Raw genomic sequence first — 12,703 nt, 5'->3', positions numbered from 1 at the left:
GCAGGGTGGCCAGCGCAGCGCCTGGCCTCGCGCCCCGCGGGCCATCGAGCGTCGTCGTTATGGCGACCTCATCCATTCCAGGCGCGGCGCAAGCCACACCCGCTGCACCATTCCACTCTGGCAGGAGCTCCACCGCTGCACGCGGTTCGCGCCACGCTCGAATTCAACACCTCGCGTGAACTCAGCGCCTGGACCGGCCTCGCGCGTTATGCAGCGCTCTCGGACACTTCCTTGCCCGACGCAAATCGTGCGCCGGGGCGCAAATCACGCACGATCCTCCGCAGTCCACGATCGAGGCGCGATGGTGTGGAGCGGTGCGCTCGCCTCATGGCCGTCGTCGACAAAGCGGCGATCCGGCGGTGCGCGGCCACCGAACCGACGTGACCAACGTAACCAACGTAACCAAGACCCGTAACCGAGACCCGTAACCGAGACCAAGTGACCACATCATCGGACGCCCGCACCTTTTGTGGCGATCGGCGCGGTCATGATTTTGCTTGAAAGCAAAACATCGCTTGTCCATCATGATCACTCGTGAATATCTGCTCCTCGACCTCGGATCACGCGGCACATGGCGCGCGCGGTCCGGAGCGACGGCGGAACAACGGGCGCGCCGCTCGGCGGATCGCGCCTCGACCAGGAGCGACCAGGAGAGCGATGGGCGCCGATTTTCGCGCCGACCCCTAGGTCACGAGAGGAGCGCGCGTCGGGTATTCCGCCCGCGGCGCGCCATCTTGACGGCGTTTTTGCCAACCTGACCATCGTCAGCCAGCCCGAGCAAGAGGTCCATGCTGTCCGACCGCCCGATCGATGTCCCCGAGCAATCGTTCGCATCCGTCTACGACCGGCGTCGTCTCGCGGCGGCAGGGGAGATGCTGCCCCGGCTGTGGGACACTCTACCTGAATGGCCGAGCGTCGGCGGCGGGCGCCGCGTCATCGTGCTCGGCGGCGGGATCTCAGGGCTGTGCACCGCATGGTCGCTGCGGAAGGCCGGGTTCGACCCGATCATCCTCGAGCGGAATGACCGTGTGGGCGGCCGCTTCTACACGCTCCGGAACCACTTCGGCGACCAGCACGCCGAGCTCGGCGTCACCCGGATCGCCGACACCCACGTCCTCACGCTCGCCTATGCGCGCCACTTCGGGCTGGAGATCCTCGAGTATCCGCTCGACGCGACGCAGCTGTACTACGTCATGGGCCATCGCTTCCTGAGCACGTCCCGGGGCAAGGCGCACTATCCTGCTGACTTTCCGCTCACTCCGGAAGAGCGGGACATCGACGCTGAGTCCCTCAACCTGCAGCTCGCGGCGAAGGCGTTCTCGGTGATCGGAGACCCGCGGGACACGCAGTGGCCACCGGCGACCGTCCGCAAGGACTTCTCGGGCGAGACGTTCTACCGCAGCCTGGACCGCACCGGGGCCTCGCACGCCGCGAGGGAGATCTGCCGCGCGTACGAGGGCACGGAGATCGAGATGTTCAGCGGCCTCGCCTGGTCGGCGAACCAGCGGCTCGACGCCAAGTGGTTCCACACCTACGCGATCGCCGGCGGGAACGACCGCCTGACCACCGCGTTCGCCGACGATCTCGGCGATCGCATCCTCAAGGGGGCCCATGTGCAGCGGGTGATCTCCCGCGAGGACGGCGTGACCGTCGAGTTCCTCAGGAACGGGGACCCCGAGACGATCGAGGGTGACTTCGTGGTGTGCGCGCTCCCCCACCGCATCCTGCTCGAGGTCGCGTTCGACCCGCCGCTCTCCGGCCCCAAGCACCGCGCCGCGTCGGAGATCCCGATGTTCACCGTCACCCGCCTCAACTTCCAGTTCTCGCACCGGTTCTGGGCGGATGAGGGCATCATCGGGCTGCTCGCGGCCTGCACGACCACGCCCATCGAGCGTTTGTGGGACCTGACCTCGCTCCAGCCGGGCACCTCCGGCATCCTCACGGCGTACGTGCAGGACCGCAACGCCGCGGCGCTCGACGAGCTGCCCACCGCGGCCGATCGCATCGAGTTCGGGCTCAAGACGATGGAGTCGTTCTTCCCGAAAGCCCGGGAGTACTTCCAGAAGGGGCTGTCGTTCTCGTGGCACCACCAGCCGTACACGCGAGGCGGCTGGCCCGCGTTCCGGCCTGATCAGACCGACCTGATCGCGGATCTCCAGCGCGGGGAAGGGCGCGTCGTCTTCGCCGGCGATCACACGTGCCTCTACACGGGCTGGGCGCAAGGGGCCCTCGAGTCGGCGCACTTCGCCACCGCCGAGGTGATCGCGGCAGCGCGCGGGTCGATCGAGCCGACCACCTGAGCGAGCTCGCCACGCGCCCGCCCGGCGCGACGTTCACGGAGCCCCGCCGGACGCGCGCCGCAGAGGGCATCGGCGTTAACCAAGCTCGTTCGGTCACGCTCAGGGCACGAAGCCCGCGCCCCGCCCCCCACCATCGGTCACCCACGTGAACGTGGACGTGAACGTGGTCGTGGTCGTGGTCGTGGTCGTGGTCGTGGTCGTTCACGACCTACCGTTGACGACCACGACCACGACCACGACCACGACCACGTAAACGTAAACGTAAACGTAGACGTTCGGATGTAGGAGAACGCGGCGCGAAGCTTGGTTAATGCCTATGCGCCGCAGAGGGGGGTATAACATCGCTGGTATGGCTCGCCTCCTCCACATCATCGGAGTCCAGTCCCGGCCCGTGCCCGGCGACCCTGCTGCGACGCTCGAGAAGCTCGAGCGCGAGGTACAGACGCTGGGGGTCTCGTTCCCCGAGGCGCAGCTCTACCTGTTTCCCGAGCTGTGGCTCACGGGGGACCACCCGTTCCGCCACACTTCCCCGTCGCACGAGCTCGCCCAGCCGATCCCGGGGCCGCTCACGAGGCGGCTCGGCGCGATCGCGCGCAGGGCCGGGAGGTGGCTCTGCGCCGGGTCGATCTACGAGCGCGCGGGCGACAAGCTGCACAATACCGCGCTCGTCTTCTCGCCGAGCGGCAAGCTCATCGCGCGGTACCGCAAGCTCTATCCCTGGATGCCCTTCGAGACCTGTGCGCCGGGCGATGAGCCCGCGCCCGTGTTCGACATCCCGCGCGTCGGCCGGCTCGGGCTCATGATCTGTTACGACGGCTGGTATCCCGAGGTCGCGCGCGGCCTGGCGCTGCGCGGCGCCGAGGTGATCCTGCACCCGACGCTCACCACGACGCCGGATCGCGAGGAGGAGCTCGTGCTCGCCCGCGCCCGCGCGATCGAGAACCAGTGTTACGTGGTGAACGTGAACGCCGCGGTGGAGATCGGCGGCGGGCGCTCCATCGCGGTCGATCCCGAGGGCCGCGTCCTCTTCCTGGGCGGCTCCGGGGAGGAGTACCTCGGGGAGGTGCTCGATCTCGACCGCGTCCAGACGGTCCGCGCGCACGGCACACGCGGGCTGAACCGCGTGCTCCGCCAGTTCACCGAAGACTCGCCAGAAGCGGTGTTCGCGCCGTACCGAGCGCGGGCTCCGCGCCGCCAGACACGCTCGTAGAGCCGACGCAGAGCGGCGGTCACCCGCACAGGAGACGGGCCCAGATCGTCGTTTTCGGCGCGGAAGCGCACTCCGGTGCGCTGAGCACCGAAAACGACGAGATGGGCCCGTATCCGAAGCGGGTGACCGCCGCTCTAACGCCGCTCTCCCTCGGCCGGCTCCCTTGCTTTCTCGGACGGCTCCCTTGCCTTCTGAACGCCAGGCCGGCACGCGATGAGCCCGAGCCCCTCGTGGGCGATGGTCGCCCCCGCGAGCGCCGTGATCTCACCCACGTCGTACGCGGGCGCGACCTCCACGACGTCCATGCCGACGAGCGCGATGCCCTGGAGCCCACGCAGGATCTCCAGCGCGACCGCGGTCGACATCCCCCCGCAGACCGGCGTGCCGGTGCCGGGCGCGAAGCTCGGATCGAGGAAGTCGATGTCGAACGTCAGGTAAACCTCGTGGTCCCCGACGATGTTACGCACGTGCTCGATCACCGCCCTCGCGCCATGGCGATGAACCCAGGGCGCGTCGAGCACCTGGAAGCCGAGCGTATCGGCGTTGTAGGTGCGGAGCCCTATCTGCGCCGAGCGGCTGGGCTCCACGAGGCCCTCCCGCGCCGCGTGGAAGAACATGGTGCCGTGATCGACCCGCCCCGATCCGACCTCGTCGCTCCACGTGTCGGAGTGAGCGTCGAAATGGATCAGCGAGAGCTTGCCGCGGCGCTTGGACACGGCGCGCAGGATCGGGTAGCTCACGAAATGATCCCCCCCGATCGAGAGGGGCGTCACCCCGGCGTCGAGGATGCGGCCGATGTGCTCCTCGATGGCGACGGGGCTCTCCTCCGGACGCCCGTAATCCCAGACGCAGTCGCCATAGTCGACAACGGCGAGCCGGTCGAGCGGGTCGAACTCGTAGCCGTAAGGGCGGTTCCACGCGAGCTGCGCCGAGGCCTCCCTCACCGCGCGCGGACCGAAGCGCGTCCCTGGACGGTTGCTGGTCGCCGTGTCGAGCGGGATGCCGGTGACCGCCACATCGACGCCGATCAGATCGCGCGTGTACTTGCGACGCAGGAAGGAGAGCGCGCCGCTGTAGGTCGGCTCGCGCCGGACGCCATAGAGGCTATCGGCCGTGAACGCGTTGTCGACGATCATGCCTCTCGCGCGAGGAGTGGTCTTGGAGCGATGATCTTCCATGGGGGTCCTTACGTTCAGATCGACGCACTCCACCTCGTCGCGTCGGGCGCCTTCGGCGCGGTGCGCTCCGGTGGCAGCGAGCTGCTACGCCGTGCGCTCCAGCCGGGCTCATCGCTCACGCGTCGGGGACGCGTCGGCGAGAGGAGCGCCGCGCCAGAGTGACACGTCGATTGCAACGAAGCATTCAGTTTTGCCAGGGACTCTGCGCAGCGGCCCGGATTCCAGCTCGGGCGTGCGCTCGACACCGGCGCGTCGCGCAGCATTGGCATCGCCGTGATCTGAGGCTGAACACCTCGTTGGCGCCATTGCCTCGCGGTCAGTTCGATTTCACGGCCGCCCAGACCTCGTCGTAGAGCTTGGCCGCCTCACCGAGATCACGATGGGCCTCCAGGCGGGTCGCCAGGTCGCCCGTCGGATAGATGAGCTGGTTCGTCCGATCTTCGACCGGCAGCTGGGCCTGCGAGGCGCTGTTCGGGGTCGCGTACTTCGTCATCATCGAGAGCTGCGCGCCGCCCTCGGGGGTCAGCATGTAATTGATGAACTTGTGGGCCAGCTCGGGGTGGGGCGACTTGGTCGGCACGGTCATCACGTCGACCCAGATCACGGAGCCTTCCTTCGGAATGACGAGGGCGAGGCGATCCTTGTCCTCCCAGACCACCTTCTGCGCGTCCCCGTTCCAGACGACCGCCATGTCGACGGAGCCGCCCTTCACGTCCTGCGTCGCGCCGATGCCGCCCTTGAAGCCGAGGCACTTCGGATTGCTCTTGGCCTCCTTGAGGATGCGCCCGGCCTCCCGGATCTCTTCGGGCTTCGACGTGTTGCTGGAAAAACCCTTGTACTTCAGCGCCGCGCCGACCATGTCCCGCATCTCGTCGATCAGCACGAACGTCCCCGGCGTCTTCTGGGCGTCGAAGAGCACGCCCCACGTCGGATCCATGTTCGGGATCTTCTTCTTGTTGTAGATGATCGCGACAGTGCCCCACTGGTAGGGGATAGAATACTTATTGTTCTCGTCGAAGTTCGGGCCCGAGAACCGCGACTCGAGGTTCTTGAGGTTGGGGAGCAGGGCGTGATCCAGGGGGCGGATGAGCCCGCGGCGCGCGAGCCGCCCGCTGGCGTGGGCCGCCATCACGACGACGTCGTACTGCGCGTCGGCGCCCGCATAGGCGAGCTTGCTCTCCATCTCCTCGGTGGAGTCGTAGATCGTGAGCCGCAGACGGGCGTTGTTCTGCGTCTCGAAGTCCTTGATGCTCTTGTCGTCCAGGTAGTTCGGGAAGATGAGGACGCTGAGCTCGGAGGGCTGAGCTGCAGGTTCCTTCGCGCCCGACTCTGCACGTGCTTCAGCAGGAGCCTTATCTTTGCCGCAGGCGGCGACCGATAGGACACCCAACAGAATGGCTAATACCATCAGGGGTCGACGTTGAGTTTGCATAAGTTGTCCTTTCTCCAGCTGCTCAAGGCGGACAGGCCTGCGGGGGTTCGCTGGCGCGATGCTGGCCTCTGAGATCTCCGGGAGCGCCAACCACCGGAGCGCGTCTGCGGACCGAGGCCCCCATCGGCCGGTAGGACGCGCGCGGGACGCCGGGCAGCCCCGGCCGCAACCCTGGGGTTCGTGGATTGCAAGCGAGCGTCCCCTTGTCAAGGGAAATGTGATGCGCAGTAAGCAACACGACTGGCCTTCTCATTGGGAGCGAAACCACGACTGTTCGCAAGCTTAGGCGAATCGTACATTTCGTGGCTCTGAATCCGAAAGAGATCGTCGAAATTGCATTCAAATGTGTGTTCGCCGCGCATCCGCGCGCCTCTGGGATAGCGATTACACGGGATTGTTCTCTCCCAGGTGAAACGGCGCGCGGCACGGCAATGCATGTTTCGACGCGACCGGAACACAGGACCGCAATGCTCGCAGGCTGCGCTCGGTGATCATGCGCATCGTGCGCGTCGTGCTCGATCGGATCGGCCGGATCCAGGTGCTCACGCGTGCAGCATTGAAGAGCGGGCACGTCGGCCCCCCGGCGCGCGGCGCGCACCGGCGAGAGGCGTCCTGCCGTCGCACCATGCTGCAAGCGAGTCTCCACGGGAACGCAACACTCCAGGCCGATCCGATCGAGCCTAATTGAACAGCGATTTAACGGGCCCCGTCGAGTGCACGATCCTCCGGGCCAGCAGCGTGACCACGTTGTGATGGAAGGCCGCGGCCAGCTCGGGCGCCTCCGCCGTCATTCGCTGCAGCGCCTCCTCCGAGAGCCGGTAGAGCGTGGACTGCCGGCTGGCGGTGACCGTCGCCGACCGCTTCTCTCCCATGTAGAGCCCGGACTCGCCGACGACCGACCCCGGCCCCATCGTGCGGAGCCGCTTCACCTTCTTCCCGTCGATCTCGAGCCAGGCCGTGAGCTCTCCGCTCTCGATGAGGTAGAGCTCCTTCGAGACATCTCCGGCCCGGAACAGATCGAACCCATCCGGGAGCTCCACGCGCTCGAGGTAGCCGAGAAAACGCAGCATTTCATCGCGACCGCCGAATACGTCCTGGAGATCGTAGAACAGCATCGGAGGCGGCAGCATGCTGGGCGGCGCCTCCGCGATGATGTCCTTCTCACACGCCTCGAGGCCTCGATCCAGATCCGGGTAGATCTGGCAGACGTCGTCGCCGTCGCGGACGAAGACCTCACCCCGCTCGAGGTGATTGCGGATGTCCACACGCACCTCCGTGAAGAAGAGCTTGACGCCGTTCGCCTTGGCGAGCCTGCGGAGCCGGAGGAAGCTCGCGATGGCGGACGAGTCGATGCCGTTGACGTGGCGGAAGTCGAGGAGCAGATAGCGCACCTCGCCGTCGTCGCTCTGGATGCGCTGCTGGGCGGTCGAGAGGAGATTGTACGCCGTCCCGAAGAAGATATACCCTTGGAGCTGGAGCACGTAGAGCTGCTTGGCGCGCTCCGTCAGGGTCATCTCCTCGCCGTCGCTGCGAGCGACGTTGCTGCGCAGGTGGAGACCGGAGATGGCGTTGCGCACCACCTCGATGCGGCTGTAGCTGAGCGCGAAGAGGATGAACGAGACGCCGAGCCCCACGCCGATGCCGACGAGGAAGCCCCGGACGGCGACGACAAGGAGGATCACCACGATGACGAAGTACTCGATGCGCCGCAGCCGGAACCAGCCCTCGTAGAGCGTGTTGATGAGGAAGTGGAACCCGAGATAGGCGATCAGGCCCCCGAGGACGGGGCGCGGGAAGTACAGGATGGCGTCGGCGCCGACGAAGAGCACGACGCAGCTGATCGCCGCCGCGACCAGCCCCGAGACGCGGCTGTTCGAGCCGGCCTTGAAGCTCATCGACGACTCGGCCAGCGACAGGTAGCCGACCATGCCGCCAAACAGGCCCGTGACGATGTTCGCGACGCCCGTGGCCCGCAGCTCGCGGTCGAGATCGATCTCCTGCTCCGTCGCGAGCTCGACGCCGGACGCGCTGAGCAGCACGGTGATGGCGGCCATGATCGTGACGGCGGCCATGTTGCCTGCGCTGCCGAACAGGACCCCCCAGTCCACCTTCCCGAGGTCCGAGGCGGCGATCGGCGGCCAGAGCGACGCGGCCGGGAACGGGCCGAGGAGCCAGCCGCTGTCGAGCACCTGCTGCACGCTGACGCCGGCGAGCCCCACCGAGACGTAGAACACGACGATCGAGCCCCCGAGCAGCACGGGGAGGAGCAGGAGCGACGAGAACCGCCGCAGCACCAGGAGGAGCAGGACGCCGAACACGAGGCCCGGGAGGACCCGCTTCAAGAGCTCCGGATCCGTCGCCACGGCCGGAAAGATGTCGAGCGCCGATGGCTGGCCGGACATCACCGAGATCGAGCCCTGGAGGAGGAGCCAGCCGGCGCCTGCGATGAAGCCGCCGGCCACGGGGTACGGGATGAAGCGGACCAGGATGCCGAGCCGTAAGAGGCCGAGCAGCAGGAAGAAGCCGCCCGCGACCACCGAGGTGATCGCGATGGCGGCCACGATCGTCGGGAACGGGCTCGCCGTCGGGTCCTTCTGCGCGATGCCGGTCGTGATCGCCGCCGCCATCGAGGCGAGAATGACGGCTGCGTCCTCCTGCGGCGCGGCGATCACCGGCTTGTAGGAGCTGAGCAGGGAGACGATCACGCCGACGATGACGGAGCTGATCAGGATGATGCCGATCCCTCTCGAGAGGTAATCGGCCAGCCCGTGGTTGAATATCAGCGCGCCAAGAGAGATATCGAACGAGACGACCAGCGTCCCCGAGACCATTCCGGCGATCACGGCGGGCATGAGCTTGGAAGGCTTCGCCTTCTCAAGGAGCTCCTCGTTCAACAGCGCAGGTGACTCCTTTGTTGCCTGTCGTGTCATGCTCTTGGGAGACCTCTTGATCGATTGTCAGCGGAATTCGCAGGGCGGCGAGGGCCGGGTCACGCCGGCGCCGCGCGGGCCGGCGGGGCCTCTGCGCCGCGATCTAGGGAGCGCGCGACGACGTCGGACGGCGGGGCCGCTTTCGCGTGGGCGAAGGGCACGGCAGCGTCCCCCACCGGCTCAAGAGGCCCCCAGCTCACGCTCGATGGCAGCGGCCTGCTCCTGCAGGGCCTCCGCCTCGCCGAGGTGGCCGCTCAGCCGGTGCAGCTTCGCGAACTCCCCGAGGAGCCTCGCCTCCTCGCGCCGGTTCCCGATCTGCCGCTCGACCGTGATCGCGCGCGAGTAGAGCGTGCGGGCGGCGTCGTACCGGCCCTGGACGGCGTAGGCCATCCCGAGGCTCGCGAGCGTGAGCCCCTCGGCCGGCAGGTTGCCCGCCTCGCGCGCGGCGCGCAGCCCCTCTTCCCAGTACGTGCGCGCGTCGTCCGGCTGCTGCATCGCCCAGTGCGTGCGGCCCAGGCCGAGGAAGCCGAGCGCCTCGGACCCGCGATCGCCGAGCTTCTGGGCGTCGGTGAGCACGCGGATGTGCTCCTGCCGCGCCTCCTGGTACCGCCCCCTCGCCTCGAGGACGTCGCGCGCGAACTCGTACCGCACGACGACGCTCTCGGGCGTGGGCTCCGGCGAGAGCTTGAAGTAGACGCGGTAGAGGCGGGTCGCCTCCTCGTGGGCGTAGCGCGCCGCCGCCTTGCGGGCGCCCGCGAGGAAGTAGCGGCGCGCGTGGTCCACCTTGCCCGCGCGGCGCCAGTGGCGGCCGAGCGCGACGAGCTGGTCCTCGAGGTCGTCGCCGTAGAGGCTCTCGATCGCCTCGGCCGCGAGCCGGTGGAGCTCCTGGAGCCGCGCGCGGGACTGCATCTCGTAGGCCGCGTTGCGGAGGAGCGCGTTGCTGAACTGGAAGCGCCGCTCCGTCATCTGCGACCAGATGCACTGCGCCTCGCCGATGCGCACGTGCTCCTCGAGCACGGAGGCGTCGGGGAGCATCAGCGCGAGCACGCGCAGGTCGAACTCGCGCCCGAGGACGGCCGCGGCGACGATCGTCTGCTTCACCTTCGCGTCGAGCCGGTCGAGGCGCGAGATGAGCAGGCTGTTCACGTTCTTCGGCGGCATGAACGTGTTCGAGATCGAGATGGAGCTCGAGCTCGATCCGTAGCGCCCGTCCTCGAGCCAGTAGGCGAGGATCTCCTGCGCGAAGAACGGGTTGCCGCCGGCCGTCTCGCAGAGGAGCGTCGCGAGCATGTCCGGCATCGGGCCGCCGAAGAACGGGACCGCGAGCGCGAGCAGCTGCTCGCGCGGCAGCGGCTTCAGCTCGATCACGTTCTCGGAGATGCCCGGGTCGAGCGGGATGCGGACGGGGGTGCCGTCGTCCTTGCGCCGCGTCGTACAGATGATGGCGATGGGCAGCCCCCGGCACGCGCGCGCGATCACGCGCACCGCCTCGAGCGAGTCCTCGTCGGCCCAGTGGGCGTCCTCGAGGTGCAGGATCACCGGCTGGAGCGACGCCTCGGCGAGGAAGACGAAGCTCAGCGCCGAGAGCGTGCTCGTGTACCGGAGCTTCGGGTGCAGGCGCTCGTACGGCGAGTCCTCCCAGCGGATGCCGATGAGCGCGGCGAACACCGAGCGCGCGCGATCGAGCTCGCGCTTCAGCGCGGCCTGGCTCTCGGGCAGGCGCTCGAGGAGGTACTCGAACGCGTCGTCGAAGTTCGTGAGCTTCTCTTCCTTGCCGAGCGCGGAGGACTCCCAGAAGTACTCCTTCAGCGCGAACTCGAACGCGTTCAGCGAGCTCTGGAGCGTCTGGTCGCAGCGCGCGTCGATCCACAGGAAGGGCCGGTCGCTCTGGTGCTCCTCGCACCGGTGGCGGAAGCGCTGCACGAGGTAGCTCTTCCCGAGCCCCGGCTCGCCGTCGATGTACGTGATCCCGGCCGGCTTGCCCTCGAAGATCGGCCCGACGTAGCGCGCGAGCTGCTCGATCTCCGCCTCGCGGCCGATGAGGCCGAGGTCGTAGAACTCCTTCTGGACCGAGATGCGGCGGCGCTCCAGCGAGTAGACGAGGATGGGCAGATCGAAGCCCTTGAACCGGAAGATGTTCTCCGTCGTCCACTGGTAGCTCGTCTCGCCGGCGCGGAAGACCTGCTCGTCGGCCCAGATCGCCGACCAGGGGGCCTTCGCGACGAGGCGCGCGGCGAGGTTCGTCGCGCGGCCGATGCACGCGAACTCGTGCCGCTCGGTGCCGCCGTTGAAGCCGGCGTACCGGACGTCGCGCGTGATCCCCGCGCGGAGGCGCATCTGCCGGAGGCCGCGCTTCTTCAGCTCCAGCGCGAAGTCGAGCGCGCGATCGTTGTCGTTCTCGTGGGTGATCGGGGCGCCGAAGTGGATCAGCGCGGCGATGCCGAGATCGCCCGCGTCGATGCCCGTGAAGGTGCCGCCGTAGAGCTCGGAGAGCTCGTGCAGGAGGCGCGTGAGCTCCGCGAAGCTCGGGATCTGCTCGAACGAGAGGAAGACGCTCGTGACGTTGCGGAACTCGCCCTCCGGGGGCATGTCCGCGACGCCCCTCGCCACGAACGCGGTTCCCTCGCCGCGCGGCGGGTTCCTCGGGACCTGCGGCATCCTGGGCGCCGGCACGTCGCCGAGCTTGTAGACGCCCTCGCCGTGGTACTTCGCGCTCGCGGGCGGGATGCGATCGCAGAGCGCGCGGTCGAGGAGGATGTCGCCCTTCAGCGCTTGCCGCTCGATCGCGACGCACGCGGCGAGCGCCTGCCCGTGGAAGTGGTAGTACGCGCGCTCCGGGGAGATGCGGACGATGCCCCACTCGACCGAGCCCCACGCGAGCCCCATCCGGAACGAGAACGGGAAGCTGCCGAAGGGCGTGTCGCGCTCGGGGTGCTCCGCGAACAGGTCGCGCATCGCGAGCGCCGCGCCGAGCACGTACTCGGCGACCTTGCGGTCCGGCGTGTCCTGGAACAGCGCCGTGAACGCGTCGCCCGCGAAGTTCGTGATGAAGCCCCCGGCGTGGTGGACCGCTGCGATGAGCGGGTCGAAGTAGTACCGGAGCGTGCCGGCGAGCGTCTCCGCGCCCGCGCGGCCGTGCTGCATCAGCTTCTCCGTGAGCTCGGTGAAGCCGGGGATGTCGATCATCAGCACCGCCCCCGTGAAGCTGCCCTCGGTGTTGCCGAGAGCGTCTTGCTGGATGATGAAGTCGGGGACGAGCGGGTTCATTTCCTTGCTCCTCAGCAACGGATCCCGCTTGGAATCGGCCTGGGAAGCGCGTCTGCGGGACGCAGAGCCTGGAGTCTACTGCCGGCGGGAACGGATGAATACCGGGATCTTCGATCGATCGTTCGGGCGGTGGTTCGGGAGGTCTGGGAGGGCCCGGTTCGCCGCTGGATTTGACGTTCCTCGCGCAGCGCGGGCTGGCGAGCGTGCGCGTGTCCGTGCGCGCACTCCTGCGCATATTCCGGAGAATGCGGCACATCGTCTCCTTCGCCGTCACCGTGGGCACCGTGCGCACCGCGCGCATCGAGCGGGGCGTGCTCGCCCACGGAAAGCCTGGAACAAGGTGTCTCCACCCCGGCGGGGACATCCGCCCAGAGCGGCCGCGCGGT

6 protein-coding genes are annotated in these 12,703 nt (G+C 68.0%); 2 read left to right on the top strand and 4 right to left on the bottom strand.

Annotated features, from left to right (window positions below):
* Positions 1 to 788 precede the first annotated feature (788 nt).
* Positions 789 to 2,300, top strand: a complete 1,512-nt coding sequence (locus tag WMF19_RS51340) for a flavin monoamine oxidase family protein (RefSeq protein WP_437326716.1) — start codon at positions 789 to 791, stop codon at positions 2,298 to 2,300.
* A 349-nt stretch (positions 2,301 to 2,649) separates the two neighbouring features.
* The gene (locus WMF19_RS51335; RefSeq protein ID WP_437897038.1) at positions 2,650 to 3,510 is read left to right on the top strand and encodes a carbon-nitrogen hydrolase family protein; all 861 of its coding nucleotides are present in this window, start codon (positions 2,650 to 2,652) and stop codon (positions 3,508 to 3,510) included.
* 134 nt (positions 3,511 to 3,644) lie between these two features.
* Here WMF19_RS51335 and speB read toward each other — a convergent pair whose 3' ends face one another.
* The 4 genes from speB to WMF19_RS51315 form a co-directional block, all read right to left on the bottom strand.
* Positions 3,645 to 4,688 carry an agmatinase gene (gene speB, locus WMF19_RS51330; RefSeq protein ID WP_437897037.1) on the bottom strand — a complete coding sequence of 348 codons (1,044 nt, stop codon included), beginning with the start codon at positions 4,686 to 4,688 and terminating at the stop codon, positions 3,645 to 3,647.
* A gap of 316 nt (positions 4,689 to 5,004) precedes the next feature.
* Complete coding sequence (locus WMF19_RS51325) at positions 5,005 to 6,078, bottom strand: polyamine ABC transporter substrate-binding protein (RefSeq protein ID WP_437326712.1); 1,074 nt, start codon at positions 6,076 to 6,078, stop codon at positions 5,005 to 5,007.
* A gap of 722 nt (positions 6,079 to 6,800) precedes the next feature.
* Entirely contained in the window at positions 6,801 to 9,014 is a 2,214-nt protein-coding gene (locus tag WMF19_RS51320) for a SulP family inorganic anion transporter (protein WP_437326710.1), read from the bottom strand.
* A 216-nt stretch (positions 9,015 to 9,230) separates the two neighbouring features.
* Positions 9,231 to 12,317 carry an AAA family ATPase gene (locus tag WMF19_RS51315; protein ID WP_272096873.1) on the bottom strand — a complete coding sequence of 1,029 codons (3,087 nt, stop codon included), beginning with the start codon at positions 12,315 to 12,317 and terminating at the stop codon, positions 9,231 to 9,233.
* Positions 12,318 to 12,703 lie beyond the last annotated feature (386 nt).

The organism is Sorangium sp. So ce124 (genome assembly GCF_051525235.1).
GTDB lineage: Bacteria > Myxococcota_A > Polyangia > Polyangiales > Polyangiaceae > Sorangium > Sorangium atrum.
This window is presented reverse-complemented; position numbering and strand designations above follow the sequence as displayed.